The following is a 24596-nucleotide window of genomic DNA, read 5'->3' on the forward strand; positions in this document are numbered from 1 at the left end:
CCATGGCACGCGACTTCTACGAGGTGCTCGGCGTTGCGCGCACCGCCGACCCGGACGAGATCCAGCGGGCCTACCGCACCCTGGCCCGCAGGTACCACCCCGACGTCAACAAGGACCCCCAGGCAGAGGAGCGGTTCAAGGAGATCAATGAGGCCTTTAGTGTCCTGTCCGATCCGGACCAGCGAGCCCGGTACGACCGCTTCGGCGAGGACTTCCGGAAGGTCCCGGAGGACTGGGAGGAGCGGGTCGCTGCCGGCGCTGGCTCCGGCAGCGGCTTCTGGGGGACCACCGGCGGCGGCCCCCGGGTGCGGTACTCCACGACGGGCTTCGGGGACGAGGGGGTCGACGTCGAGGATCTGTTCGGCTCGCTGTTCGGCGGCGCCGGGCGGATGCGCGTGCCCGGCGCCGACCAGGAGGCCGAACTCCCGCTCACCGTCGAGGAGGCCTACCGGGGCGGCCGCCGTACGGTCACCCTCGCCGGACCCGCCGGGCAGCGGAGCTACCAGGTCGACGTGCCGCCCGGCACCACCGACGGGCAGCGCATCCGGCTGGCCGGGGAAGGCGGGCGCGGGAGCGGCGGCGACGCTCCCGCCGGGGACCTGTACCTGAGGGTGCGGATCCAGCCGCACCCCGAGTTCCGCCTCGACGGCCGGGACGTCCACGTGCGGCTTCCGGTCACCCCGTGGGAGGCGGCGCTGGGCGCGACCGTGCCGGTGCCCACGCCGAGCGGTGCCACGGCGAAGGTGACCGTGCCCGCCGGGTCCTCCAGCGGACGGCGCCTGCGGCTGCGCGGCGAGGGCATGCCGGGCCCGCGCGGCGCGAACGGAGACCTGTACGCGGAGCTGCGGATCATGGTGCCGCCCCGGCTGAGCGACCGAGAGCGCGAGCTGCTGGAGGAACTTGCTGCTGTCTCCTCGTTCGACCCCAGGAGGACCTGATGAGCGACCGACCGGCCGGGGCCCGCCCGTCCCGCGCACGCACGCACGAGGTGGGCGTGCAGTACGCGATCGTGCCCGTGCCCAGGCTCTCCCTGGAGACCGTGGCCCGCCGCTCAGGCGTCCATCCTGAGCTGATCCGTCGGTTCGTCGCCCTCGGACTGGTGGACGCCGACCGTGACGCCTCCGGACGGCTGGTGTTCGCCCCCGCGGCCCCGGCCGCCCTGGCCCGCGTCCAGCGGTTGCGCACCGGGCTGTGCCTGAACTACGCATCCGTCGGTCTGGTGCTCGACCTGCTCGATCGCATCAGCCTGCTCGAAGCCGCGCTGCGACGCGCAGGCGTGAGGAGTGATCTACCACCATGGACATGAACCGCCTGACCCAGAAGTCCCAGGAAGCCCTGCAGGAAGCCCAGAGCGCCGCCGGCAGCCTCGGCCACACCGAGGTCGACGGCGAGCATCTGCTGCTTGCCCTCCTCGACCAGGAGGAGGGCCTGATCCCGCGGCTGCTGCAGCAGGCGGGCACCGAGCCCGAGGAGTTGCGCGCGGCCGTACGCGAGGAGCTCTCCCGCCGGCCCAAGGTGACCGGCCCCGGCGCGGCACCGGGCCAGGTCTTCGTCACCCAGCGCCTGGCCCGGCTGCTGGACGTGGCCGAACGGGAGGCCAAACGCCTCAAGGACGAGTACGTGTCCGTGGAACACCTGCTGCTGGCCCTGGCCGAGGAGGGCTCGGCGACCGCCGCCGGGCGCATGCTGAAGGAGCACGGCGTGACCCGGGATTCCTTCCTCGGCGCGCTCACCCAGGTCCGCGGCAACCAGCGCGTGACCTCCGCCAACCCCGAGGTGGCCTACGAGGCCTTGGAGAAGTACGGCCGCGACCTGGTCGCCGAGGCCAGGACCGGGCGCCTCGACCCCGTCATCGGCCGGGATGCCGAGATCCGCCGCGTCACCCAGATCCTCAGCCGCAAGAGCAAGAACAACCCCGTCCTGATCGGCGACCCCGGCGTCGGCAAGACCGCCATCGTAGAGGGGCTCGCCCAGCGCATCGTGCGCGGTGACGTGCCCGAAGGACTGCGCGACAAGACGGTGTTCGCCCTCGACATGGGCTCGCTCGTGGCAGGCGCCAAGTACCGCGGCGAGTTCGAGGAACGCCTCAAGGCCGTACTGAGCGAGGTCAAGGCCGCCGAGGGGCGGATCCTGCTCTTCGTCGACGAGTTGCACACGGTCGTCGGCGCGGGCGCAGCCGAAGGAGCCATGGACGCGGGCAACATGCTCAAGCCCATGCTGGCACGCGGCGAACTGCACATGATCGGCGCGACCACCCTGGACGAGTACCGCAAGCACATCGAGAAGGACGCCGCCCTCGAACGCCGCTTCCAGCAGGTACTGGTCGACGAACCCAGCCTGGAGGACACCATCTCCATCCTGCGCGGACTGCGTGAACGCCTGGAGGTCTTCCACGGTGTCAAGATCCAGGACACCGCGCTGGTCGCGGCGGCGACGCTCTCCCACCGCTACATCACCGACCGTTTCCTGCCCGACAAGGCCATCGACCTCGTCGACGAGGCGTGCGCCCGGCTGCGTACGGAGATCGACTCCATGCCAGCCGAACTCGACGAGATCACCCGCCGGGTGACCCGCCTGGAGATCGAGGAAGCCGCCCTGTCCAAGGAGACCGACCCCGCCAGCAAGGCCCGCCTGGATGAACTGCGCAAGGAACTGGCCGACCTGCGCGGCGAGGCCGATGCCAAACACGCCCAGTGGGAGGCCGAACGGCAGGCGATCCGCCGCGTGCAGGAACTGCGCCAGGAACTGGAACAGGTCCGCCACGAGGCGGAGGAGGCCGAACGCGCCTACGACCTCAACCGCGCCGCCGAACTGCGCTACGGCCGCCTCCAGGACCTGGAGCGCCGGCTCGCCGCAGAGGAGGAGCAACTGGTCGCCAAGCAGGGACAGAACCGGCTGCTGCGCGAGGTCGTCACCGAGGAGGAGATCGCCGAGATCGTCGCCGCCTGGACCGGCATCCCCGTCGCCCGCCTCCAGGAGGGCGAACGCGAGAAACTGCTGCGACTCGACGAGATCCTGCGCGAGCGCGTCATCGGCCAGGACGAAGCCGTCAAACTCGTCGCCGACGCCATCATCCGCGCCCGCTCCGGCATCCGCGACCCGCGCCGCCCCATCGGCTCGTTCATCTTCCTCGGCCCCACCGGCGTCGGGAAGACCGAGCTGGCCAAGACCCTCGCCCGGGCCCTGTTCGACTCCGAGGAGAACATGGTTCGCCTCGACATGAGCGAGTACCAGGAGCGGCACACCGTCAGCCGGCTCATGGGCGCACCGCCCGGATACGTCGGCTACGAGGAAGGCGGCCAGCTCACCGAGGCCGTACGCCGCAAGCCGTACTCGGTCGTCCTGTTCGACGAGATCGAGAAGGCGCACACCGATGTGTTCAACACCCTGCTGCAGATCCTCGACGATGGCCGCATCACCGATGCTCAGGGCCGCACGGTCGACTTCCGCAACACCGTGATCATCATGACGTCCAACATCGGCTCCGAGCACCTCCTCGACGGCGCCACCGCCGAGGGTGAGATCAAGCCGGATGCCCGCGCCCTGGTAATGGGCGAGCTGCGCGGGCACTTCCGCCCGGAGTTCCTCAACCGCGTCGACGACATCGTGCTGTTCAAGCCGCTCGGCGAGTCCCAGATCGAGCGGATCGTGGAGCTGCAGTTCGACGAGCTGCGGCACCGGCTCGCCGAGCGCCGCATCACCGTCGAACTCACCGACGCCGCCCGGGAGGTAATCGCTCACCAGGGCTACGACCCGGTGTACGGGGCCCGGCCGCTGCGGCGTTACATCTCCCACGAGGTCGAGACCCTGGTCGGGCGCGCCCTGCTGCGCGGCGACGTCCAGGACGGCGCGACGGTCCGCATCGATGCCCAGCACGCAGAGCTGGTGGTCACCTACGACCAGCCCGAGGACGTGAAGGGGGCGAGGGCGGCATGAGTACCGTGCAGGCCACCAACATCACGTGCCCGCACTGCGGGCGCACCAACCGGATACCCGTGGCCGCCGAGGGCAGCCCCAGGTGCGGCAACTGCAAGCAGCCCCTGCCGTGGATGGCCGACGCTGGCGACGACGACTTCACCGAGGTCGTCGAACAGGCCACCGTGCCCGTCGTCGTCGACCTGTGGGCCACCTGGTGCGGCCCCTGCCGCATGGTGAGCCCAGCGCTGGAGAAAGTCGCCGCCGATCTCGCGGGAAAGATCAAACTGGTCAAGGTCGACATCGACAAGAACCCGCGCCTGGCGCAGCGGTTCGAGGTCCAGGCGGTACCGACGCTGCTGGTCCTCGACAAAGGACAGACCATCGCCCGACAGTCGGGTGCCGCACCCGCCCCTGCCCTGCGGCAGTGGGTGGAGCACTCGATCGCGGGCCACGAACCGGCCGGGAAAGGGTGATCGGCCATGACCGTAGGAACTGACCCCCACCTCGCCCTCGTACGCCCCGTCACTCCGCGCGCCTCTGGGTGCGAGGAATGCCTGGCTACACGTTCCCCCTGGGTCCACCTCAGGCTCTGCCTGACATGCGGCCACGTGGGCTGCTGCGATTCCTCGCCGAACCGGCACGCCCGCCGTCACGCCGCCGCCGACGGCCATCCGATCGTGGCGTCGATGGAGCCCGGCGAGGACTGGCGGTGGTGCTTCGTCCACGAGGCGCTCGTGTGATGCCCGGCGACGAGACGCGGCCGGGCACGGCGCCGGTGCCGGACGAGGCGGAGGAGAGCGTCCCCTTCGAGACCCCCGACATCTACGGCGCCTACCCCCGTCTGTCGGACGACCAGATGGCCCGCCTGGCGCAGCACGGCCAGAGGCGCGCCGTTGACGTCGGTGACGTGCTGATCCGGGAAGGGGAGCGGTGCGAGGCGTTCTACGTCGTCCTCAGTGGCTCGGTTGCCATCGTCCAGGGCTACGGCACACCCGGCGAACGCCTGCTGCGTGTCCACGGCCCGGGCCGCTTCATCGGCGAACTCGGCCTCCTGAACGGACAGGTGGCCTTCTACACCGCCGTGGTCAGGGACCCCGGCGAGATCCTCGCTCTGTCCATGGATCAGCTGCGTGACCTGGTGACCGCCGACTCCGTCCTCGGTGATGTGGTGCTGCGCGCCTGCCTGGGCCGGCGTGCTCTGCTCGTCGGGCAGGGCGCCGGCTTCCGCATCATCGGCTCGCGCTATTCGCCCGACACCCGGCGGCTGCGCGAGTTCGCCGCCCGCAACCGGCTGCCGCACCGCTGGATCGATCTGGAGACGGACGAGGAGGCCGAGGCGCTGCTGCGCCGCTTCGGGGTCGGTCCGGAGGAGACGCCGCTGGTGATATGGCGTGACACGACCCTGCTGCGCAATCCGAGCAACGCCGAACTGGCACGGTTGATCGGCTTGCCGCCCCTGCCATCGGACAACGGCCGTGGCGATCTCCTCATCATCGGCTCCGGTCCGGCCGGTCTCGCCGCCGCGGTGAACGCCGCCTCGGAAGGCCTCGGCACGACTGTGGTCGAGGCGATGGCCACCGGCGGCCAGGCCGGGACCTCGTCCCGCATCGACAACTGCTTCGGCTTCCCCTCCGGCATATCCGGCGCCGAACTCACCGAGCGGGCTGTGCTCCAGGCGCGCAAGTTCGGCGCCCGGATCAGCGTCCCGGCGGAGGCGGCCCGGCTCGAACGGCGGGACGGCCACTACGCCGTCGGGTTCGCCGACGGCAGCGAGATCACCGCCCGTACCGTCGTCCTGGCCACCGGCGCCCACTACCGCCGCCTCGATGTGCCCGGCATCGAGCCGTTGGAGGGCGCGAGCGTCCACTACTCGGCGACCGTCTACGAGGCCCAGCAGTGCCGGACCGACCCGGTGGCGGTCGTCGGCGGCGGCAACTCCGCAGGGCAGGCCGTGCTCTTCCTGGCCGGGTACGCACCGCAGGTGTATCTGCTCGTCCGTGGGCCCAGCCTCGCGGCGCACATGTCCCGCTACCTGATCGACCAGATCGAGCGCCACCCGCGGGTGCGCGTGCTGCTGCACACCGAGATGACCGAGGCACTCGGCGACAAGGCGCTGGAGGCGGTCACCGTGGTCGACCACCGTACGGGCGAGCACCGCCACCTCGCGGTCCGGGCCCTCTTCGTCTTCACCGGCGCCGACCCTCACACCGAGTGGCTGTCCGGGGCGCTCGCCCTCGACGCGCGCGGCTTCGTACTCACCGGCGCGGAGGCGCAGGCCTGCTCCGTTCCCGAACTGTGGCAGAGCCAGGGCCGCGACTGCCTGACATTGGAGACCAGCCTGCCTGGCGTCTTCGCCGCCGGCGACGTCCGCAGCGGCTCGGTGAAGCGCGTGGCCTCCGCGGTCGGCGAAGGCGCGATGAGCATTCACTTCGTGCACCGCTACCTGAACCACACGGCCGCGCCCGGCGGCACCGACAGCTCCCCGCGCACCCGTCCGAAGGAGTCCGCTTGGCTCGCATGACACCCAGCGGGCGACGACATCACGAGAAGGAGAAGGAGGCGATGGGAATGACCACGCCCGTCCGGCGTCACCGCGGTGGCGCAATGCAGGGCAGCCCCGTTGGCTGGGCACGCAATCCGCTTACGGAGTTCGATCAACTGCTCAGCGAGATGAGCGGACTGATGGAGTCCACGGTGGGAGCTACTGCGCCCGCAGTCGCGTGGACACCCCTGGCGGATGTCACGGAGTCCGACGACGCCTTCCACGTCGAGATCGAACTCCCCGGCGTCAAGAGCAAGGACATCAACGTCGAAGCGAACGGCCAGGAGCTGGTGGTCACCGGAGAGATCAAGGAGAAGGAACGCAAAGGCGTCCTGCGCCGGAGCACCCGCCGCACCGGATCCTTCGAGTACCGGCTGCGGCTGCCCGGAGAGGTCGACACCGAAAAGATCAATGCGCAGATGTCGGATGGGGTGCTCAACATCACCGTCCCCAAGGCCGAGGTCGCAAAACCCCGGCACATCGAAATCAGCGAGACGAGTGAAAGCACCGAAAACAAGGGCTGAGACGCGAACGCCGCGGTTCCGGACACCCATCCGGCACCGCGGCCGGGCCCGGCGAGGCTCGACACCCGGGGTGACTCATGAACCATGTCCCCTGTCAGAACCCCTCACGGCGGCGGAGACTCGGCACGCGGCTCCCCACCGGCGTCCTTTCGGCGCCGCAGACGCCAGGCGCGCAGCAGCCGAAGGGGGAGCAGACCCAGCGGTGCTCGCCGGCCCATGTCCGCCTGGTCCTCGCGATCGAATGCCCGTGCGTAACGCGCGGCGTCCTGGGCGGTCGGATATCGCTTGCTGCCCTCCGCTCCGCACCCACGCGCGCAGCGCCAGAGCATCGTGTCGCCCTCATGGAGAAAGCGAAAACGGTGTCCCAGAAGGTGGCAGCGCAGCACAGAAGACCACCCTATGCGGACCAGTCCATACCGGCCTGTTCTACCGGCGACAGCCCGTGGCCCTGAACGAGGAGGCACGGCATGACCACCACAGCCGAGCTCGGTGTCGTCACGACCAAGGTCCCCGCCCGCCTTGACCGGCTACCGTGGTCCCGGTTCCATTGGCGCATCGTCATCGGCCTGGGAACCGTCTGGATCCTGGACGGACTCGAAGTGACGATCGTCGGGGCGGTCGCCGCCCGCATGACCGAGCCGGGCAGCGGCATCAACCTGACCAGCGCCGACATAGGCACTGCCGCCGCCATCTACGTGGCAGGCGCATGTGCGGGCGCTCTCCTGTTCGGGAGGCTCACCGACCGCTACGGGCGCAAGAAGCTGTTCATGCTCACGCTCGGCATCTACATCCTCGCCACCGTCGCGACCGCGTTCGCCCACGATGCCTGGTACCTCTACCTCGCCCGCTTCATCACCGGTATGGGCATCGGCGGAGAGTACGCCGCGATCAACTCGGCCATCGACGAGCTGATTCCGGCCCGCAACCGCGGGCAGGTGGATCTGGCCATCAACGGCAGCTACTGGATCGGTGCGGCGCTCGGCAGCCTGGTCGCCGTGCTGCTTCTCAACGAGAGCCTGCTGGCGGCCGACCTCGGCTGGCGGCTGGCCTTCGGCCTGGGCGGCATCCTCGGCCTGGGCATCATGCTGGTACGCCGCCATGTGCCGGAGAGTCCGCGCTGGCTGTTCATCCACGGGCATGAGGACGAGGCTGAACGCATCGTCGACCGGATCGAGGCCGAGGTGCGCCAAGAGGCCGGCCGCGAGCTGCCCGAACCGAGCGAGGCGGTCACCGTACGACAGCGCGACGTCATCCCGTTCAGGGAGATCGCCGGCGTGGCTCTGCGGCGGTACCCGCGTCGCGCCGTTCTCGGTCTGGCGCTCTTTGTCGGACAGGCGTTCCTGTACAACGCGATCGTCTTCGACCTGGGCACGATCCTGAACGGCTTCTTCGACATCGGCTCCGGCTCGATCCCCTACTTCCTTGCCATCTTCGCGATCGCCAATTTCCTCGGACCACTCCTTCTCGGCCGATTGTTCGACACCGTTGGCAGAAAGCCGATGATCGCGGGCACATACTTCGGCTCGGCAGCCGTGGCAGCTGTCCTCGCCGTCCTTCTGATCAACGGCTCCCTCACCGCATGGTGGTTCTTCCTGCTGGTCTCGCTGACCTTCTTCGTGGCGTCCGCGGGAGCGAGCTCGGCCTACCTGACGGTGAGCGAGGTCTTCCCCATGGAGACCCGAGCCCTGTCCATCTCGCTGTTCTTCGCGATCGGCACGGCCGTGGGCGGAATCACCGGCCCACTGCTGTTCGGCCATTTGATTCACACTGGCGATGCCAGCCTGGTGGCCATCGGCTTCCTCGTCGGAGCGGCAGCCATGGCGCTGGGCGGGCTGGCCGAGGTCTTTTTCGGCGTCCGGGCCGAACAACAGTCCCTGGAGAACATTGCCCGGCCGCTCACCGCTGAGGAAACCGAGGCGGACTGGCGCGACGAGCCCGCGCCACAGGACGCACGAGACCGCCTCCGGCCCGCGCACGTCCGGCACGCCGAGCACGAGCGGGAACTGCGGATCGCCGACCGCACCGCCCGCCGCCGGGAGCGGGAGCGCGCCGGAGCCCGCCGCTACCGCCCGGGCACCGGACCGGGCAGCAACCTGTACTCGCCGGGGATGGCCGGCACCGCCGGCACAGCGAGCCGTACGTCCGCCATGGCCGAACAACGCCTCGACGACGAGATCGAACAGATCACCCACGCGCTCCACGAGGTCGGCCCGACGAGCCGCGACGGACTCGAACAGGCCGTGGGCGGCCGTTCCTGGGGCCCCGGTCGCTTCCGCCGTGCCCTGCGTGAGTCCGTGCGGGAGTCCCGGGCCAAGAGCCTTGCGGACGGCGGCTACGCGCCGACGGACGGCCCCGGACGGCCCGACAGCGCACCGGGGGACCCTCATGACCAGCGGTGACCGGGGCAGAAGGAGGCAGGGATGAAATACGACGGATTCCTCGCCCGTGTACGCGAGCGAGGCGAATACAGCGACCAGGACGAAGCCGCGGACGTCACCAACGCCGTACTGGAAGTGCTGGCCCAACGGATCAGCCCGGGGGAGGTCAAGGACCTCGCATCCCAGCTGCCGGGCCCGCTGGGACAAGTTCTGGAACATGCCACGCCGCAGCAGGCGCAGAGCTTCGGGATCGAAGAGTTCTACCGCCGGGTCGCCGAGCGCACCAATGCCCGGCCGCGTACGGCGCAGTGGGACGCCAGTGCGGTCCTGACCACCGTTGCCGACGCTGTCACCGGCGGTGAACTGAACCAGATCATCAGCCAACTCCCCTCCAGTTACGCGGTCCTGTTCGGCAAGGCCGACCTCGCGGACTGAGCCCGTGAGGCGCCCAGAACGGAAGGCCCACGAAAAATGGTTGATACAGGTTTCTCCTCGTTCGACACCATGGTGGACAAGGCCAATCGGCTCCTCAAAGACGTCGAGGAGGCCTTCGAATGGCCCAAAGACCGCCGCAAGCAGTCGTACGCGGCACTTCGGGCCGTGCTGCACCCACTCCGGGATCGTCTCCCGGTCGAGACGGCCGTACAGTTCGGGGCCCAGCTGCCGACCATCGTCAGGGGCTTCTACTACGACGGCTGGAGGCCGGCCGAGACGCCCGTGAAGATGAGCAACGAGGAGTTCTTCGCACGGGTCCGGAGCGAATTCCCCTATGCGGTCGAGGGCGGAGACGAGAAGTTGGTGCGCACTGTATTGAAAACTCTGGAGCGCCATGTGAGCGCCGGCGAATGGCAGCACCTCAAATCCCGGGTGCCGAACTCGTTTGCCGCGCTCCTGCCGTGATCTGGGCGGAGGAGGTATCGAGCGCGGCCCACCCCGCCGAGCAGGCCTGCGGCGCCCCGGTCGTCCCAATACTTGGGCCGCGGGTGGTTGCCGAGCGTGTTGATCGTCGGCAGTCGGGTGGGCTGGCCACCGCAGAACCCAAGCCTCCGCCAGCATCCGCCGGTAAACAGGGCGCTGCTGCGGCCAAGGACGTGGCAGCACGTCGCCTGGGGCACCTGCCTGTGCGGGTCTGGCACTGCAGATGTTGCGGTCACGGATCAGGGGGCTGCCACTCGAACATCAAAATCGTGGCATCGTCGCTGAGTTTGTCGTGCCGATGCTCGAGGATGGCATGGATGAGCAGGCGCAGCACTTCCGAGGCGTTCTGCCCCGCCCCGGTCGACCGGATGATGTAGTCGGTGAAGCGCTCCAGGCCGAACTCTTCGCCTGCATCATCGCGTGACTCCACGACGCCGTCCGAGTAGAGCAGTATTCGGTCACCGGGTTCGAGGCTGACGTCGTGCACCTGACGGGCGGTCCCGGCGAGACTGGCGGGCAGACCCAAAGGAGGCTCAGGTGGCCGCTCCAAGGCTTTATGGAGCAGGCGGTGGCGACGGATGAGCAGCGGCGCCGGGTGGCCGCAGTTGCACCAGCGCAGCACACCGGTGGACATGTGCAACTGGGTGAAGATACCTGTGCAGAACTGCTCCGGAAGCCACTTCGCCAGTGCCTCGTCCACGGTGCCCGCGAGTTCGTTCAGGTCTGCCCCGCTGCGTCGGGCGTTACGGCAGCCTGCCATGGCGACAGAGGTGGCAAGTCCGGACGCCAGGTTGTGCCCCATGCCGTCAAGGATCGTGGCGTGCAGAACGTCCTCGGTGAACGCATGGTCGAAAGCATCGCCGCCCAGTTCGTACGCAGGCTCCAGAACCGCCGTCGAGACGACCCGCCCGGTGCCGATCGACCGGGGAGGGAGAAAAGCCCTCACCATCTCCGTGGGCAGGTGCATCGGCCTGGTACGCATGCGCTGCGCGATGGTGTCGCTGTAGGTGCGCTTGGATGTGATGATCAGTGCGAGGAGCCGTGCCATCGTTCGACAGCGCCGTAGCTTGAGCCCGTCCAGGGTGCTCATGTTCAGCTCCACGACGCCCAGCCGCTCCGCTCCGTCGGCCAGGGGCAGCCAGACGTTCATCCCGCCGGAGGGGCCTTCTTCCACTCGGAGAGAGTCGGTGCGGTAGGCCCATCCGGCCAGCGAAGTGTCGAGGTCCAGTTCCGGCTCGCCTTCGACAAGCGGCACCAGCCGTCTTTGCTGGATGTCGACCAGATAGATAACGGCCCTGCCCAGACCCATGGCCTCGGCATACCGGTTCAGGACCACGGGCAGTTCCGCAGGTGATGCCAGCTGGGCTGCTCTGACCAGTTCCTCCAGCAGCCGTTCCCCGGACCCGTTGGACATGTTCCGGTCCATGCATTCGATGATCCCTGCGAGGTGGAGCCGCCACAATCTGAGCCCTCCGACACTCGAGATGTGGGCCGATCAGCCCGGCGTGCTGGCTCTGGACCTCCTGCGGCTGCTGGCTGGCGCAGGTACGCGACCGGTCTCAGCAACACCCTGGACGTGGACGAGGCCCTGCGGCGGCTGAGCAGGATCGTTGCGGCAGCCGCGCAACCAGAGCGCGCTGAAGCTGTTCGGCGCATGGCCTGCTCCGCCTGGTCCAATCGCCACTCACAGCAGGAGGTCGAAGACGGCTCGGGCCTCGTCCCAGTGCTGGGTCTGGGGGTTCTTCAGGTCCGGGTGGAGAATCTTGAAGCTTTGGGCGAGGGCCAGGCTGAGTCCGCCGATGATGTCCGGATAGGCCGCCTCGGTCTCCTCGTCGGGCGTGCGGTCCAGAGCGGGGTGGGTGGCGAGCTGTTCCAGGATCGGCTTGAGTTCTACTTCCTGGTCGATCTTCCGGAAGTGGTGGATGCTCTCCTGCAGGCCTTTCGTGATCGGTAGGTCACAGGGCCGGATGACGTCGCGCCCGTTGGCCTTGGCAGTGGCCTGGGCGACGGTCAGCAGATCGTAGAGCTTGGCGTCGACGAAGTCGCTGTAGCGCTTGAGATCGTTCTTGTCGACGTCCAGTCCCCCGGCCGCGCGGAAGAACCTTTCGAACTTGGCGATGGACATCACGGTCATGACGGCAACCTCCGGCTGCGGGCGCCGGGGTGGCTCCCGGCCCCTTGGGCTTCCCAGTCAGCCTGGCCGACGGGGGTGCGCGAACGCATGCGCATGTTGGGCCCAATTGGCTTTCCTGTCTTGCCCTGCCAGGCCCAGGCGTCCGACTGCCCGGGGAGTCGGACGGGCGTGCGGATCGACAGCAGCGTGTACACCGCGTCGCCGAGCGGCCACGTAAGGGGGGTGTGCCCCCCCCAGATATAGCTGCTTATGAGGCCGAGCCGCGGTGGCAAACACGCCAGGGACCGCTCGGGAGATGCCGGTGGACAGCGCCCGGGCCCGGTTGATGCGGACCATCCCGCCTACCAGCCGATCCGACGCCAGCAGGACGTAGTGCTGTGCCTCGCAGCCGTTCTGGATTTGGTGGTCGGTGGCGCGGAGCGCGGTGCGTGCCGGGGTGATGCCTGAGCGGGTCTTCGCGCTGGGGGACGCGATCGCGGCCGGTGCTGGGAAGACGAGGAGATCCGGCCGTACCGTCTGCACCTGCAGGCGGAGGCCGGCGTGTCACGCGGCACCGACGTTACCTCGGCCGCGCCTGTGGGCACTTGGGAGCGCGGGGCAGCCGACGAGGAGGGTCCAGTCATGCGGGTGTCGCAGGGCGTTACGGTCGTGGCTCTCCTGGCGGATCCGGACGCGCCGACGGAGGTCGCGCAGCGCATGGCCCGGACACTTTCAGCTCGGCTCGCCGACAAGTCGGGCCAGGGGAGACGGTTCGACGTCGAGGTGGTCAGTGAGCCCATCACCTCGGGTACGGAGGACCCGCCCACCTTGATGCGCCGGATCATGGACCGCGGGAGTGCGGAGAACTGGGACATCGTCGTGGCCCTCACCGACCTTCCGCTGCACTCACACGGGCGCAGGCTCGCTGTGAATCTGAATCACGAACACGGCTTGGCGCTGCTCTCTCTTCCTTCACTGGGAGGCCTGCGGCTGCAGACGAGGGCCCGGCGGGCCGTCGAAGAAGCCGTGCTTGGCTTGACGGGTCCGCAAACCACTGGAGCTGAAGGACCTCCACGAAGTCAGCCGCTTCTGGGGCCCTTCGTCAATCGTCTCGCGCCTATTCAGCCGAGCCCAACCGGTGAGAAGGAGACCGACGATCTTCGGTACGTCGTCAGCGGGCCGCGCGGTTACCTGCGAGTGCTCGCCGGTATGGTCCGCGCCAACCGGCCGTGGCGGTTGGTGCCGGGCTTGTCGAAAGCCCTGGCGGCCGCACTCGCCACGGGAGCAGTCGCCACCGTGAACTCCACCGTCTGGACCCTGGCCGCGTCCCTCAGCACGCCACGCCTCGTGATTGCCACGGTCGGATCTGTCGCGATCATGATCGGCTGGCTGATCGTGGACGCGGAGCTGTGGCATCGGTCAGCAGAGAGCTCGCCGGAGGCGAGGCAGAGGGCGCGGCTGTACAACGCCTCGACGGTCGTGACCGTGGGTATCGGGGTGCTCGTCTGCTACGTGGGTTTGATGGTCATCAACTGGGTGTGGGCGCTGTTCATCCTCAACGACCAAGCGTTCGCTTCCGTGACACGAACCCCACTGGACGCCGAGGAGTACTTGACGCTGTCCTGGTTCGTCGCTTCGGTCGCCACCGTGGGCGGCGCGTTGGGATCAGGCTTGGAGAGCGACGATGCGATCCGGGCAGCCGCCTACTCCAAGCGCGAACAGGAACGTCGTCACACGCTCCAAGACGACCACGGTGACCAGCCCTCGAAGTGAACCTATACCGGCACACACGGCTCCCGGGCGCGCGTGCGGCATCGCCGCTCACCGAATAGCAGGCGTACCGGCGGTTCGGCTACACGCGGCGGTCCTTCGGACTAGCCCCACGCCCGCGCCCCTCGCCCGCGGGCACAGGAGTGGGCCCTGAAGGACCTCGCGGCTGCAAGTAAGCCGCCCGCCCCTGGAACGGGATGTCGGCTCCGCTCGAGAGGAGCAACGGGTGGGGCGGCCGTGGTTGCGGAAGGTGACGGATCAGGACCCGCGCACCGAGGTGGGTGAGGGCTCCGGCGGCGGGGAGCGACGCGCCTCCTGAAGCGAGAAGTAGTCTCCCGGCCGCGTCGAGCGCCGCCACACGTACACCGCTGTCGCCATCACGAGGATCAGCCCCGCCAGGATGAGCAGTTCGATCCCCTCGACGTTCCACCGGAAGGATTTCTCCGCCTCGGCCGTGACGATGAGCACCTTGCGGATGCCGGCAATCAGGCCGACGACGAGGAACGGCTCCGCGTCGAGGGTCTGGTTCCTGATGGTGAGGCGGACGGTGTGGAGCAGCTCTGCCACGATGAACAGCACAAGCCCGTTGTCCAGGGCGGAGAGAACGATCTTCTCCGCGCGGTACGGCCCCTGGATCGACTTGATGACGTCGTGGACGACTTCGACGGTCAGGAGCCCCGCGAGCAGTACGAGGAGCGCCGCGACGACGAGGTGGATGCCGTCCTCGATGAGCTGCAGGAGGCCCTGCACCCGGCCGCCCTCGATCTTCGGGAGAATGGGTCGCACATTCAGCATGCTAGGGGTCCCCCGGCCCGCAGGCGCGGCGTGCTGCCGAACGGGCGGATCCCTCCCTCTGCTGGCAGCCTGGGGAAGTGGCGAGGCGCGACGAAGCCTCCCCGGCGGCAGGACGAGATGAGGCAGCCCGACGCGGACACGAACGGCAGGAGCCTGCGGCTCGTCCTGGTCGCCGACCCGGGCCTGCCCTCCGAGATGGGCCGGACCCTCGCCCCCCGCGTGGGTGGGCCGCCTTCGCCGTCCTCACCCGCTGGTGGGCTCCCGACCACGTCCGTGCCCTGACCGTCGTCACACTCGCCGACGGTCTCGCCTCCACCGTCTTCGCCCCGCTGACAGCGGTGCTCGCCAACCACCTGTCCTGGCGCACCACGTACGTCGTGCTCGCCGCGGTCCTAGCCGTGATCACGATCCCGGCACACGCCGTCGCCCTGAATTCCCCCTGGCCCAAGGCACCCCGCTCACCTGCACCCAGCGGACATGGCGGCGAACGGGCGTCACGAACCCGCCTGTTCTGGATGCTCGCTGCAGCACTGACCCTCTCGGCGTTCGCCATGTACGCCGTCGTCTTCGCCTTGGTCCCGCTGCTCCTCGAACGCGGATACTCCACGACGCCGGCAGGCAGCATGGGTCCTCGGCCTCGGCGGAGCGGCCAGAGCCTCGGGCGCACCCTGCACGCGGCACTCGCCCGCCGCACCCAGCCCAACCCCGCACGGCTGCCCTGATCGCACTCGGCGGCGCCACAACAGGGCGCTCGTCCTTGTCGCCGGCCTCTACGCCCTGCTCGTCGGCCTGTCGATCGCAGCCGGCCGGTCCGAGGGAACCTGACCCTTCTTCAGGCCACGGCGGTGACCGACCGCTGGGGCACCGCTCCCTATGGGCGGATGTCAGGACTTCTCACCGCTCCCGCTGCCACGGCCGCTGCCCTGGCACTGTTCGCCGGAGCCGTGCTCGCCGTGCCCATGGGTGGATACCCCCAGATGTTAGGCGTGCTGGCCGTCCTCTCCCTCCTGGCGTCCCTCATCGCCCTAGGCACGTCGGTACGGTCGGCGACGAGTGGTCATAGCCAGCTGCCGAGGGTGATCAGCCCGCGATGCACCAGCGGCTCAACAAAGGGATTGGGCCGGAGCGAGGGCCCGTACGCCAACTCCGCCATGTCCATGCGCCAGGGCTTACGCCGGTGGTCGAGGAGTCGAAGGTCGGCGATCCATTCAGCGACCTCGGTGGCGGAATACGAACGGCGCACCCGTCCGCCGGCTGCGCATACGGCGGCCGCCACCCGAAGTGAGTCGGTCCAAGGCCTTCTGCCTTCTCGCTTCCGTTGCGAGGTGCCTCTGGGGGACCGCAACGCGTACCGCAGCAGCGGATCGCCGCGCCGCACCATCGACGGAGACACCAACGGGATCAGAACAGCCGCCAGTGCCACGAGTTGCCGGTCCTCATGCGTGGGCGAACCATCGAGCCACGCGTTGACACGCGCCTGGAGGGCCAGAACAGATTCGTCCCTGACCGGCATAGGCTGGCTCATGATCAGCGGGAACCCGCATGGCTGTCCCAGGTCGTAAGTCCATTCACCCTCGTCAGTCCAGTTCTCGCAGGTTCGTTCAGGTGGGGCGTCGTGAGGGAAACGGACGGTGTCCCAGCAGGCCGGGCATTCCGTCACCATGTACACGCCGTGGTCCACACACGCGAACGACCACGGAAGTTTCCAGCGCAGGAGCCAGCGCCGACTGGTTTTGTCCCGTAGACACTTCGGACACCAGCGTGCCTGCGAGTGGTGGATCCACGCCCCCTTGTGCCATTGCTGAACGGCGACGCCATCAGCAGGGAGCAACGGCAGATGCGGCAGCGCGTTGCCGGCATAGCGGGCGAGGGTCATTGAGTGCAGGCGCTCGGCGTCGACTTCGGTCAGTTTCTCCATCCGCCGGGCCACGGGGTCGGACAGCCGCATTTCGGCCGCGGAGACGCCGCCCAGCCTGTCGAGGTGAAGTTCCCGGAGGAGCGGCTTCATCTCGAGGTCCTGTTGCTGGGCAACTGCGCCGATCCAGCTGCTCAGAGACTCGCCGGGGATCGGCTCAACGATTGGTGCAGTCAGGGTGCGACGCGGTTGGCGCTCCCCCTGCGCTGTCTTCTTCGCAGTGCTCACGGCGCGAATCCTGTGGCAGATGCGGCCTGCTGAACCGTGGCTTGTGGACGGACCACCGATGTGGGTGACCGAAAAGTGGGCTCTGTTTACTGGAACCCGTTCCTCGGTGGGTCACCCAAGAGGACGCTTATGTGTGTTATTCGAATAACATCACGGAAGTGATGTGGCATGGACGACGCTCACTCGGACAGCCGCGATGTGGTACGCCCGGTTGTCATCGATTCTCCGAGGCGCCAGCTACTCCTGATTCCGTCTGAGTCCGACGATGAAAATGGTTGGACGCTACCGACAGTGCCTATGCGCCCCGGCGAAACCATCCGCCGCGCGGCATCCCGCTATCTACGTCGCACCGTCCACCTACCGCCGATTCGTATCTCTCCTCTCATCGGTCGGCTCTCCCGCAGGAACTCCGTGGTGGGCGTTCAGTTCGTCGTGGTGGTGCGCCCAGCCGCGGAAAGCTGGCCGTCGGCCGTGCGCTTCGCCATCGCCCCGGAGGCTTGCTGGTGGACAACGGCCGAGTTGCGGTCAGCCGGCGCAGTGGTCGAACCCGCCGAACTGCTCGACTTCATGGACGGCTACTGGGAGGGGTGGTTGCCGGACGGAGAGATCTCGCTCGAGTGACCCCCCGAGACCGCAGTTCTTCTTCTCAACTCACCGCAGCAGGAGGACAAGCAATGACCTTGCACGCCATTGAGATCATCCTGACCCGCTCCGTGAACACCCTTGAACTAAGGGCCGCTCAACAGGAAAGTCGCCTCCCTCTGGCTGCCGCCGACGACCGCAGACGGCTCGTGGTACTCGTGTCGGCCAAGAACGAGGGGCGGGCGATGCGCAAGATCTGGAAACGGCTGGAGGACGCACTTCCGATCGACGTGCTCTGCAGTCTCTTTCCAGGGCCGGACGGCAAGCACCTGATGAGCATCCCCTTGAGCGACGACCTATGAGCGGGTCCGGGCGGGCGCCTCGGCGGAGGGGAACACCGGAGGAGTACCTGCAGGAGGCGATCGCCCAGGCGTTGGCTCGCGACCGGTCTGCCCGGCGTGCACAACTGGAGTGCTCGCTGAACGGGCTGTTGCTCAGCTACAGCCTGCAGGAGATCGTCGGCGCGGCGGCGCAGCGGATCGAAAGCTGAGGGTGAGGCAGACATGCGGAGATCGGTCACCGCATTCTGCATCGGTCAAGGCAGTGGAACAGCAGTGTGAAGCAGCTGGCATGTGCTGACGAGCACGGCCCACACTCCGTCGTCTCGGCAGATCTCGTGGTAGTTGGCGCCGCGCAGCCGATCCTGCGGTTGCGGGTCTAGGAGACCGGCATCCACCAGGCGCTTGACCACGGGACGGACGAGACTGTCGGTCAGACCTGTGCGTGAGGCGACCATGCGCACGGTAACCGGTGTGTCTCCGGTGGCTGATGTGAGATCGACTATCGCCACTACTACTTCCGCCATATAGCGATTCCCGAACAGCGCTGATGATCGCCTGCGGAACGCTTCACGGGCCTCTCCGTCCATGCGTATAGTGTGACCTGTTACGTGAATCGCGTCACGCTGGAATCCGGAGACATTCGGTGATGGGTACTGCGATGGCCTCTGGTACCACCCTCCACGGACTCCAGGGTGAGCTGGATCTGGAGTTGTCTATGAGGCACGTGGCGTCATTTGAGGAGCGACCCGCGCCAACTCCGATCCGCATCGCCGGGCGCCTGCTGCGTCCGACGCCTGTGTTCGATACGTACTGGCGGTTCGCAGCGCTGCGGCACGCGGTCTACCAGGCTCGTCTTGAGGGCAGGCCTGCTCCGTGGACGGATGATCCAATCCTGTTGCGTCACCGATTCACCAATTGCTACCGGGCTGCGGATCGGGTCAGTCAGTTCCTTATCCGTCATGTCTCCTACACCGGGGTACAGGACGTGCCGGAGGTGGTGTTCCGTACCTTGCTGTTCAAGATGTTCAACCGTGTCTCAACCTGGGAGCTGTTGAGCGGGGAGATCGGGGAGCTCTCCTGGAAGGATTTCAGCCGAAGTGCCTATGACGAAGCGCTGACCCGTGCCTTTCACTCGGGCCGCAAGCTGTACTCAGCGGCCTATGTGATTCCTCCGCCGCGGCTGGGAGCAGGCCGCAAGCACAGCAATCACTTGCGGCTGCTGGAGTTGATGATGACCACGGACGTGGGGGGACGCATCGCGCGCGGTGGGTCACTGCGCGCGGCCTTCGAGGTGCTGAGGTCATATCCAGCGATGGGTGACTTCCTCGCCTATCAGTTCGCCATCGACCTGAACTACTCGGCCGTCTTCGACTTCGACGAGATGGAGTTCGTCGTGGCCGGCCCGGGAGCTCGCGACGGCATCCGCAAGTGTTTCGGCCCCTCCGCCGACGGCATTGAAGCAGACGTCATCCGCTATATGGCCGACCATCAGCAGGAGCACTTCGCCCGCCTGGACCTTTCGTTCACCGGCCTGGCCGGCCGGCCACTGCAGCTCATCGACTGCCAGAACTTGTTCTGCGAGGTCGACAAGTACGCCCGCGTGGCCCACCCTGAGGTAGCCGGACACAGCGGCCGCAGCCGGATCAAGCAGTTGTTCCAGCCGGTGCCAGAGCCGGTCGGTGCCTGGTTCCCGCCGAAGTGGAACCTGTCGGGCTGACGCACCCGGAGGCAGACTTGGCGACAGTCCCACCGAGTCTCGTGCGCCTGGTCCCGGGGACCCTGGTGGTCCTGGAAGGCCTGGACCGCAGCGGCAAGAGCACGCAGCGTGCCGCCCTGGACCGCTTGTCGTGGACTGATCCCAAGCCCCTGTTCATGCATCTGCCCTCCGGGCAGAGCCGCTTCACCGAAGGTGTCTACCGACTGACCGAACGGGCGCCGATCTCCTCGGCACTGGCACGCCAACTGATGCACCTGGCCTGTCACGCCGAGAACATCAACACCCTGAGCGAAGCGCGGGCCGGCGGAGGAGCCGTCCTGGACCGCTGGTGGTGGTCGACCGTGGCCTATGGCTGGTACGGCGCACACATGGCGGAGCAGGGGCTGGACGAGGACGCCTTCCTCGGCATGATCGATCTTGTCTGGTCCGGCCAGTCGGCCGACGTGGTCTTTCTCTTCACGACTCCGCACGAAGCCGACGCCCTCAACCGCGAACCGGTCCGCGCCGGCTACCGCCGCCTCGCGGCCGAGCACAGCGCCATCACCGTGGAGGTCCCGGCGGCCGACCCGGCCGCCACCACCGACTTCCTCCTCGCCACCCTGCGCGAGCGGGGCTTGTTGACGCCCTCCTGACCTGCTGCCTTCCCGCTGCCCATGCCCACGGGCAGACGCCCCTTGACACGGATGTCGGAATATCCGACCATCGATGTCATGACAGAGGACATGCATAGTGCGTCAGGCGCACCGCTGTTCTTCCCCGTGCCCGCCCCGACGGCCGCACCTCAGCTGTCGGCGCCCGGGTGGGCCGACGGCTGTGACCCGAGCCGTGGACCCTCGGAGATCCGCCTGGACCGCCGCGCGCTGCAGGCTATGACCGAGATAGAGATGGAGCAGCAGGTCCTGGAGATGTTGATGTGCCTGCGCCGCCAGAGCCTGCAGGACATCGTGAACAGTCCCATCCACGCGGACGGCACCCCGGAGATCGACAGCATGACCGCGGTGTGGGTCGTCTCCACCGTCGGCAAGGCCTTCGACCGGCCCCTCGTGCGGCTGTCGAACGTCCGGCGAGAGAGCCTGCGCAGCGTTGGCGGCGTGGCCTCGCTCATCCGACAGTCCATCCCCGGGCAATTGGTGATCGGTGCGGCATGAGCGACTACGTCGAGCCGGCCGAAGACCTGGGCGAGGCGTGGCTGCGCACGCTGGAACTCGTACACGCCCGCGGCGGACGGCGAGTCAACGTGCTCACGACGATCACCGATCCTCTCGCGCCGGAGGACCCGGCCGCGCGAGCGGCGATCGATGCCGTCCTGGTGCCCGGCCCCCACAAGAGCGGCACGATCCACTCGGTGCAGACAGTCGCGAGCACCATCTTCCCCCAGGATCTTTACCATGCTCCTGCTGTGGCCTGGGATCCGGCACTGCCCGATGAGCAGAAGGAGCGCCTAGACCAGGCGGCGGGAGATCTCTACGCGGCGTATACCGACATGCTCCCGCTGCTGTGTACTGCTGACGGCAACCCCCGCGGCACCTACTTCGGCCGCATGGTCAGCTGGCCGGGCAAGGAAGCCGGAGGCTACAACCAACTAGCCGACCGTGTGAAGTACTTGCGCAACGAGCGCCGCGCGGGACGCCGGGCGCACAATCTGTCCGACATAGCGGTTGGCGGCGAGGCGGAGCCGCCCGAGGACCACACTGCAGGCCTGCAGGACGTAGGGGTCCAGGTCTACGCACCGAAGGACAAGCGTCAGCGCGGCTTTCCCTGCCTGGTGCACATCGACCTGACCTTGCTCGACGGCCGGCTCAGCATGCTCGCCGTCTACCGGCATCAGTACCTCGTCACCAAGGCGTACGGGAACCTGGTCGGCCTGGCACGGCTGCTGGCGTTCCTCGCGCAGCAGACAGGTTTCGAGGTCGGAGAGCTCGCCGTGCAGGCGACCATGGCGGACACCCAGCAAGGCCACTTCGGCGGACGCAGGGGGATCAAGGCCCTCATCGACTCTGCTCGGAACAAGGGCGGTTAGCATGATCGGGATAGTGCTGCAGACCGGTGTCGACATGGTCGATGTGGAGAAGCTGGCCCGCATGGTCACCCTGTCGGGGGACGCTTTCCTCGAAAATTCATGGACGCCCGCAGAGCGCCTGTACTGTGCCAACCGCCCTGAACGCCTGGCATCGCGGTGGGCTGCCAAAGAGGCAACGATGAAGGCGTTAGGGCAAGGAGTGGGACAGATCAGCCCTCTGGAGGTCGAGGTAGAGGCCGCCGAAGGACAGATGCCCACCCTGCTGCTGAGCGGCAACGCCGCGGCCCGCGCGCGCCAGCTTCACCTGGACACCTGGTCAGTATCACTTACGCACGAGGACCGCTGGGCCCTCGCATTCGTCGTCGGACTAGGGAATACAGGCCATGGATAAGAGCAAGCCGCACCGGCAGCCGGACGGCGAACAGCAGCCAACCGAGCAGCAGCAAGTCGGTCGGCGGCTACGCACTGCCCGCGAGACCTTGGGGCTGACCCAGGATGATGTCGCCGGCGCCCTCGGTGTTCCTCGTACCAGCGTCACCGCCATGGAGTCGGGGCAGCGCAATGTGACCGCCCTGGAGTTGAGGCGGCTGGCCCGCTTGTACCGCCGCACCGTCCACTGGCTGCTCGGCGAGGAGGAAGAAGACGCCGCCGTCGACAACGCCTTGTACCGGGCCACCGCCGAGCTCTCCGAGAACGACAAGGAGCAGGTTCTGCGCTTCGCTCAGTTCCTCGCGGCCGCGGGCTCGCCCCCCACGCCCCGGAAGCGACGCAGCGCACCCGCGCCGTTCGGCACGCCCATCCCGCCGATCCAACCGCCGGGCCAGCAATGAACAGCCCGTTCCTGGGCCGCAGCCGCCGCGCCCTTCAGGCTGCCGCCAGCCTCCTCGATGAACTCAACGTCGATCAGGAAAAGCCGGTGGACGTCTTCCAGGTGATTGAGGAGCTCGGGCTGTGGCTCGTCTTCCAGCCCCTGGACGCCCTGCTCGGCGCCGTACTGCCCCAGGGCAACGGCGGCATTGTGATCACCACCGAACGGCGGTCGACGATCCAGCGCTACACCGCCGCTCACGAAATCGGCCACTGGGAGCTGGACCACAACCAGCCGGTATTCGATACGGACGACGACGTTTTCAGGGTCAGCGGCAACGAGCGCGAACGGCTCGCCCAATACTTCGCCTCGTACTTCCTCATGCCACCGCCGCTGGTCCACGCCGTGGCAAGCCGTCACGGCATCCGCCGGAGCGAGACCGTCTCCCCGGCCCAGGCGTATCTCGCCGCCCGAGACATGCGCGTCAGCTACGAGGCCGCCCTGCGGCAGATGAACAACTTGCAGGTGATCACCGAACGCCAGCGCGACACCCTGCTGCAAACGCCGCCGCTGCGGGCGAAGCAGGACCTGGCATACGGCCACCGGCCGGAAACGGGCAACGCCGACGTGTGGACGCTAGACGTGCGCTCTCCTAGCCAGCAGATCGACGTCCTCATCGACGACGAAATCGTGATCGCACTGCCGGAGAACCGCTCCACCGGATACTGCTGGCTGGACGACAACCTCAACGCTCAGCGCGCTGCCCGCAGAGCCCACCCTGCCCCACCCCCGCTTCTTGCCGAAAGCGGCACCAGCGCGCCTGCGGACAGTCAGACGGCATCGACTGCAGCGCGTGGTCGGACAGAGCGCACTGCGGGGGACGATTCTCTGCAGGTCGTCTTCGACGCCTACGAGCCGGGCTGGGCACCAGTGACCTCGCGCAACGCTCCGGCCGTTCGACGCCACCTAGCCGCCGCAGACCACACCGAAGGCGCACCGCTCGAACTATCCGCCGCAGACGCACAGGTTCCCTCAACCCCTGGTGTGGGCGCGACAGGCCGACGATGGATGGCGTTGAAGGCACGGGCAGAGGGCACCTCCACCTTCCAGCTGCACTATGCCGCTCCATTCGAGCCACGGACACCGCCGGCAGCCACCTTCACGGTCGAGGCGACCGTCCAGCCAGCGCCCCACGTGTGGCACAGCCGCCACCTGGTCCGCGCACTCCTTGATGACACAGACGATGGATCACCGCGGTGAGCCCTACCTCCATGACGCCCGAACCCGCCCCTGGGACCGGAGCAGGCCCAGCCCTACCAGCGCCCGCCCCCCGCCCCCCGGTGGACCTGCGTCCACTCCTCGCAGCCGAGCCCATCTCTCAGGGACCCAGGCCGGTGTGCGTTCCCATGGCGGTCTCCGTCAGCCACGAAGCCGCCCGGAGCAGTGCTGGATCGCCCCCAGGCGCCCTCGCCCCCGAGTCCATCTGGTGGTACTGCAGCGCGCGTGGTCAGACAGGACCACAGGGCATGCTCGTGACCGACGCGGCCGAAGCCCTGACCAAGGTTGGTCAGCCGCCGATCGAAAGCTGGCCTTTCAACGTCGGCCTGGGCATCAGCACCGAGCAGCCGCCCGCGACCACAGCACAACCCCCGTGGCACACAGGCACATTGTCCCCGCTCGACCTGGCTCACGACGGTGTGGAAGACGCGCTGGAAGACGCGTTGGCAGCAGGGTCCGCGGTGCTGCTGGTCCTGGAAGTCACGGACGAGTTCATGGAACCGGACGATGACGGACACGTCGCGGTGCCCGACGTAGCGTCCGCCATGGGCGACTACCACGCGGTTGTATGCGTAGGCGCCGCCACGCATCCCACACATGGCAGGCGCCTGCTGATCCGCAACAGTTGGGGCGAGTACTGGGGGCTCGGAGGCTACTCCTGGCTCCCGCTGCAGTATCTCGTCGCCTTCGCTCCGCAGGCGGCAGTCATCCACCCCATCTCAGAGTAATCAGGTCCCTTAGCGCCGCAC

27 protein-coding genes and 1 pseudogene are annotated in these 24596 nt (G+C 67.9%); 23 read left to right on the forward strand and 5 right to left on the reverse strand.

Features of this window, described 5'->3' with window-relative positions:
- The first annotated feature begins 2 nt into the window (after positions 1 to 2).
- From ACFPQ9_RS10000 to ACFPQ9_RS10045, 10 genes are all read left to right on the forward strand, one after another.
- Positions 3 to 938, forward strand: coding sequence for a J domain-containing protein (locus ACFPQ9_RS10000; protein WP_359092744.1), 936 nt, complete (start codon positions 3 to 5; stop codon positions 936 to 938).
- Positions 938 to 1306, forward strand: coding sequence for a chaperone modulator CbpM (locus ACFPQ9_RS10005; protein ID WP_125524100.1), 369 nt, complete (start codon positions 938 to 940; stop codon positions 1304 to 1306). Before ACFPQ9_RS10000 ends, ACFPQ9_RS10005 begins: the two co-directional genes overlap by 1 nt.
- Complete coding sequence (gene clpB, locus ACFPQ9_RS10010; protein ID WP_380849953.1) at positions 1297 to 3936, forward strand: ATP-dependent chaperone ClpB; 2640 nt, start codon at positions 1297 to 1299, stop codon at positions 3934 to 3936. The genes ACFPQ9_RS10005 and clpB overlap by 10 nt, the downstream gene beginning before the upstream one ends.
- Positions 3933 to 4391 (forward strand): thioredoxin, encoded by a 459-nt coding sequence (gene trxA, locus ACFPQ9_RS10015; protein WP_380849956.1) that lies wholly within the window; start codon positions 3933 to 3935, stop codon positions 4389 to 4391. Before clpB ends, trxA begins: the two co-directional genes overlap by 4 nt.
- A 6-nt stretch (positions 4392 to 4397) precedes the next feature.
- Positions 4398 to 4658 carry a UBP-type zinc finger domain-containing protein gene (locus tag ACFPQ9_RS10020; RefSeq protein WP_380849959.1) on the forward strand — a complete coding sequence of 87 codons (261 nt, stop codon included), beginning with the start codon at positions 4398 to 4400 and terminating at the stop codon, positions 4656 to 4658.
- The gene (locus ACFPQ9_RS10025) at positions 4658 to 6439 is read left to right on the forward strand and encodes an FAD-dependent oxidoreductase (RefSeq protein WP_380849962.1); all 1782 of its coding nucleotides are present in this window, start codon (positions 4658 to 4660) and stop codon (positions 6437 to 6439) included. Before ACFPQ9_RS10020 ends, ACFPQ9_RS10025 begins: the two co-directional genes overlap by 1 nt.
- Positions 6440 to 6486: 47 nt before the next feature.
- A complete protein-coding gene (locus ACFPQ9_RS10030) occupies positions 6487 to 6984 on the forward strand; it encodes an Hsp20/alpha crystallin family protein (protein ID WP_380849965.1) in 498 nt (165 codons plus the stop codon).
- Positions 6985 to 7451: 467 nt separating this feature from the next.
- On the forward strand, positions 7452 to 9383 hold the full coding sequence (locus ACFPQ9_RS10035; RefSeq protein ID WP_380849968.1) for an MFS transporter: 1932 nt from the start codon (positions 7452 to 7454) through the stop codon (positions 9381 to 9383).
- 21 nt (positions 9384 to 9404) lie between these two features.
- Positions 9405 to 9797, forward strand: coding sequence for a DUF2267 domain-containing protein (locus ACFPQ9_RS10040; protein WP_380849971.1), 393 nt, complete (start codon positions 9405 to 9407; stop codon positions 9795 to 9797).
- A gap of 36 nt (positions 9798 to 9833) precedes the next feature.
- Positions 9834 to 10262, forward strand: coding sequence for a DUF2267 domain-containing protein (locus ACFPQ9_RS10045; protein WP_380849974.1), 429 nt, complete (start codon positions 9834 to 9836; stop codon positions 10260 to 10262).
- A 250-nt stretch (positions 10263 to 10512) separates the two neighbouring features.
- On the opposite strand, the gene ACFPQ9_RS10050 is transcribed toward ACFPQ9_RS10045, so the two are convergent.
- Both ACFPQ9_RS10050 and ACFPQ9_RS10055 read right to left on the reverse strand, forming a co-directional pair.
- Entirely contained in the window at positions 10513 to 11706 is a 1194-nt protein-coding gene (locus ACFPQ9_RS10050) for a PP2C family protein-serine/threonine phosphatase (protein WP_380849977.1), read from the reverse strand.
- Between the two features lie 258 nt (positions 11707 to 11964).
- A complete protein-coding gene (locus ACFPQ9_RS10055; protein WP_380849980.1) occupies positions 11965 to 12414 on the reverse strand; it encodes a DUF1931 family protein in 450 nt (149 codons plus the stop codon).
- 621 nt (positions 12415 to 13035) lie between these two features.
- Between ACFPQ9_RS10055 and ACFPQ9_RS10060 the strand changes: the two genes are divergently transcribed.
- Positions 13036 to 14166 (forward strand): hypothetical protein, encoded by a 1131-nt coding sequence (locus tag ACFPQ9_RS10060; protein WP_380849983.1) that lies wholly within the window; start codon positions 13036 to 13038, stop codon positions 14164 to 14166.
- Between the two features lie 255 nt (positions 14167 to 14421).
- On the opposite strand, the gene ACFPQ9_RS10065 is transcribed toward ACFPQ9_RS10060, so the two are convergent.
- Positions 14422 to 14958: a phosphate-starvation-inducible PsiE family protein gene (locus ACFPQ9_RS10065; protein ID WP_380849986.1), complete on the reverse strand. Its 537-nt coding sequence runs from the start codon at positions 14956 to 14958 to the stop codon at positions 14422 to 14424.
- Between the two features lie 230 nt (positions 14959 to 15188).
- Here ACFPQ9_RS10065 and ACFPQ9_RS10070 point away from each other — a divergent pair.
- Positions 15189 to 16001, forward strand: a pseudogene (locus ACFPQ9_RS10070) (MFS transporter); the annotation flags it as partial.
- Between the two features lie 14 nt (positions 16002 to 16015).
- Here ACFPQ9_RS10070 and ACFPQ9_RS10075 read toward each other — a convergent pair.
- Entirely contained in the window at positions 16016 to 17101 is a 1086-nt protein-coding gene (locus tag ACFPQ9_RS10075; protein ID WP_380849989.1) for a TniQ family protein, read from the reverse strand.
- A 168-nt stretch (positions 17102 to 17269) separates the two neighbouring features.
- On the opposite strand from ACFPQ9_RS10075, the gene ACFPQ9_RS10080 reads away from it, so the two are divergent.
- From ACFPQ9_RS10080 to ACFPQ9_RS10090, 3 genes are read left to right on the forward strand one after another with little or no spacing between them, the layout of a single operon-like run.
- A complete protein-coding gene (locus tag ACFPQ9_RS10080) occupies positions 17270 to 17722 on the forward strand; it encodes an NUDIX hydrolase (RefSeq protein ID WP_380849992.1) in 453 nt (150 codons plus the stop codon).
- Between the two features lie 53 nt (positions 17723 to 17775).
- Entirely contained in the window at positions 17776 to 18045 is a 270-nt protein-coding gene (locus ACFPQ9_RS10085; RefSeq protein WP_380849995.1) for a hypothetical protein, read from the forward strand.
- A complete protein-coding gene (locus ACFPQ9_RS10090; RefSeq protein ID WP_380849998.1) occupies positions 18042 to 18233 on the forward strand; it encodes a hypothetical protein in 192 nt (63 codons plus the stop codon). Before ACFPQ9_RS10085 ends, ACFPQ9_RS10090 begins: the two co-directional genes overlap by 4 nt.
- Positions 18234 to 18278: 45 nt before the next feature.
- Here ACFPQ9_RS10090 and ACFPQ9_RS10095 read toward each other — a convergent pair whose 3' ends face one another.
- Entirely contained in the window at positions 18279 to 18611 is a 333-nt protein-coding gene (locus tag ACFPQ9_RS10095; RefSeq protein WP_380850000.1) for a hypothetical protein, read from the reverse strand.
- Between the two features lie 128 nt (positions 18612 to 18739).
- Between ACFPQ9_RS10095 and ACFPQ9_RS10100 the strand changes: the two genes are divergently transcribed.
- The 8 genes from ACFPQ9_RS10100 (at position 18740) to ACFPQ9_RS10135 (ending at position 24575) form a co-directional block, all read left to right on the forward strand.
- Positions 18740 to 19741, forward strand: a complete 1002-nt coding sequence (locus ACFPQ9_RS10100; RefSeq protein ID WP_380850003.1) for a nucleotide kinase domain-containing protein — start codon at positions 18740 to 18742, stop codon at positions 19739 to 19741.
- Positions 19742 to 19758: 17 nt separating this feature from the next.
- On the forward strand, positions 19759 to 20373 hold the full coding sequence (locus ACFPQ9_RS10105; RefSeq protein WP_380850006.1) for a dTMP kinase: 615 nt from the start codon (positions 19759 to 19761) through the stop codon (positions 20371 to 20373).
- Between the two features lie 78 nt (positions 20374 to 20451).
- On the forward strand, positions 20452 to 20889 hold the full coding sequence (locus ACFPQ9_RS10110) for a hypothetical protein (protein WP_380850009.1): 438 nt from the start codon (positions 20452 to 20454) through the stop codon (positions 20887 to 20889).
- Positions 20886 to 21761: a hypothetical protein gene (locus ACFPQ9_RS10115; protein ID WP_380850012.1), complete on the forward strand. Its 876-nt coding sequence runs from the start codon at positions 20886 to 20888 to the stop codon at positions 21759 to 21761. The genes ACFPQ9_RS10110 and ACFPQ9_RS10115 overlap by 4 nt, the downstream gene beginning before the upstream one ends.
- A gap of 1 nt (position 21762) precedes the next feature.
- Complete coding sequence (locus ACFPQ9_RS10120; RefSeq protein ID WP_280855223.1) at positions 21763 to 22152, forward strand: holo-ACP synthase; 390 nt, start codon at positions 21763 to 21765, stop codon at positions 22150 to 22152.
- Positions 22145 to 22591, forward strand: coding sequence for a helix-turn-helix domain-containing protein (locus ACFPQ9_RS10125; RefSeq protein ID WP_380850015.1), 447 nt, complete (start codon positions 22145 to 22147; stop codon positions 22589 to 22591). The genes ACFPQ9_RS10120 and ACFPQ9_RS10125 overlap by 8 nt, the downstream gene beginning before the upstream one ends.
- Positions 22588 to 23829, forward strand: coding sequence for an ImmA/IrrE family metallo-endopeptidase (locus ACFPQ9_RS10130; RefSeq protein ID WP_380850018.1), 1242 nt, complete (start codon positions 22588 to 22590; stop codon positions 23827 to 23829). Before ACFPQ9_RS10125 ends, ACFPQ9_RS10130 begins: the two co-directional genes overlap by 4 nt.
- A gap of 266 nt (positions 23830 to 24095) precedes the next feature.
- On the forward strand, positions 24096 to 24575 hold the full coding sequence (locus tag ACFPQ9_RS10135) for a C1 family peptidase (RefSeq protein ID WP_380850021.1): 480 nt from the start codon (positions 24096 to 24098) through the stop codon (positions 24573 to 24575).
- Positions 24576 to 24596: the final 21 nt, after the last annotated feature.

This window comes from Streptomyces coerulescens (assembly GCF_042657965.1).
Lineage (GTDB): Bacteria > Actinomycetota > Actinomycetes > Streptomycetales > Streptomycetaceae > Streptomyces > Streptomyces coerulescens.

What these genes read in the sequence shown, in the direction of transcription:
- ACFPQ9_RS10055 (WP_380849980.1), bottom strand. Translation starts at nt 12,414, where the DNA reads ATGACCGTGATGTCCATCGCCAAGTTCGAAAGGTTCTTCCGCGCGGCC.
- ACFPQ9_RS10100 (WP_380850003.1), top strand. Translation starts at nt 18,740, where the DNA reads ATGAGGCACGTGGCGTCATTTGAGGAGCGACCCGCGCCAACTCCGATC.
- ACFPQ9_RS10090 (WP_380849998.1), top strand. Translation starts at nt 18,042, where the DNA reads ATGAGCGGGTCCGGGCGGGCGCCTCGGCGGAGGGGAACACCGGAGGAG.
- ACFPQ9_RS10035 (WP_380849968.1), top strand. Translation starts at nt 7,452, where the DNA reads ATGACCACCACAGCCGAGCTCGGTGTCGTCACGACCAAGGTCCCCGCC.
- ACFPQ9_RS10030 (WP_380849965.1), top strand. Translation starts at nt 6,487, where the DNA reads ATGACCACGCCCGTCCGGCGTCACCGCGGTGGCGCAATGCAGGGCAGC.
- ACFPQ9_RS10115 (WP_380850012.1), top strand. Translation starts at nt 20,886, where the DNA reads ATGAGCGACTACGTCGAGCCGGCCGAAGACCTGGGCGAGGCGTGGCTG.
- ACFPQ9_RS10080 (WP_380849992.1), top strand. Translation starts at nt 17,270, where the DNA reads ATGGACGACGCTCACTCGGACAGCCGCGATGTGGTACGCCCGGTTGTC.
- ACFPQ9_RS10045 (WP_380849974.1), top strand. Translation starts at nt 9,834, where the DNA reads ATGGTTGATACAGGTTTCTCCTCGTTCGACACCATGGTGGACAAGGCC.
- ACFPQ9_RS10020 (WP_380849959.1), top strand. Translation starts at nt 4,398, where the DNA reads ATGACCGTAGGAACTGACCCCCACCTCGCCCTCGTACGCCCCGTCACT.
- ACFPQ9_RS10065 (WP_380849986.1), bottom strand. Translation starts at nt 14,958, where the DNA reads ATGCTGAATGTGCGACCCATTCTCCCGAAGATCGAGGGCGGCCGGGTG.
- ACFPQ9_RS10120 (WP_280855223.1), top strand. Translation starts at nt 21,763, where the DNA reads ATGATCGGGATAGTGCTGCAGACCGGTGTCGACATGGTCGATGTGGAG.
- trxA (WP_380849956.1), top strand. Translation starts at nt 3,933, where the DNA reads ATGAGTACCGTGCAGGCCACCAACATCACGTGCCCGCACTGCGGGCGC.
- ACFPQ9_RS10085 (WP_380849995.1), top strand. Translation starts at nt 17,776, where the DNA reads ATGACCTTGCACGCCATTGAGATCATCCTGACCCGCTCCGTGAACACC.
- ACFPQ9_RS10000 (WP_359092744.1), top strand. Translation starts at nt 3, where the DNA reads ATGGCACGCGACTTCTACGAGGTGCTCGGCGTTGCGCGCACCGCCGAC.
- ACFPQ9_RS10095 (WP_380850000.1), bottom strand. Translation starts at nt 18,611, where the DNA reads ATGGACGGAGAGGCCCGTGAAGCGTTCCGCAGGCGATCATCAGCGCTG.
- ACFPQ9_RS10050 (WP_380849977.1), bottom strand. Translation starts at nt 11,706, where the DNA reads ATGGACCGGAACATGTCCAACGGGTCCGGGGAACGGCTGCTGGAGGAA.
- ACFPQ9_RS10005 (WP_125524100.1), top strand. Translation starts at nt 938, where the DNA reads ATGAGCGACCGACCGGCCGGGGCCCGCCCGTCCCGCGCACGCACGCAC.
- ACFPQ9_RS10125 (WP_380850015.1), top strand. Translation starts at nt 22,145, where the DNA reads ATGGATAAGAGCAAGCCGCACCGGCAGCCGGACGGCGAACAGCAGCCA.
- clpB (WP_380849953.1), top strand. Translation starts at nt 1,297, where the DNA reads ATGGACATGAACCGCCTGACCCAGAAGTCCCAGGAAGCCCTGCAGGAA.
- ACFPQ9_RS10130 (WP_380850018.1), top strand. Translation starts at nt 22,588, where the DNA reads ATGAACAGCCCGTTCCTGGGCCGCAGCCGCCGCGCCCTTCAGGCTGCC.
- ACFPQ9_RS10040 (WP_380849971.1), top strand. Translation starts at nt 9,405, where the DNA reads ATGAAATACGACGGATTCCTCGCCCGTGTACGCGAGCGAGGCGAATAC.
- ACFPQ9_RS10135 (WP_380850021.1), top strand. Translation starts at nt 24,096, where the DNA reads ATGCTCGTGACCGACGCGGCCGAAGCCCTGACCAAGGTTGGTCAGCCG.
- ACFPQ9_RS10025 (WP_380849962.1), top strand. Translation starts at nt 4,658, where the DNA reads ATGCCCGGCGACGAGACGCGGCCGGGCACGGCGCCGGTGCCGGACGAG.
- ACFPQ9_RS10060 (WP_380849983.1), top strand. Translation starts at nt 13,036, where the DNA reads ATGCGGGTGTCGCAGGGCGTTACGGTCGTGGCTCTCCTGGCGGATCCG.
- ACFPQ9_RS10110 (WP_380850009.1), top strand. Translation starts at nt 20,452, where the DNA reads ATGACAGAGGACATGCATAGTGCGTCAGGCGCACCGCTGTTCTTCCCC.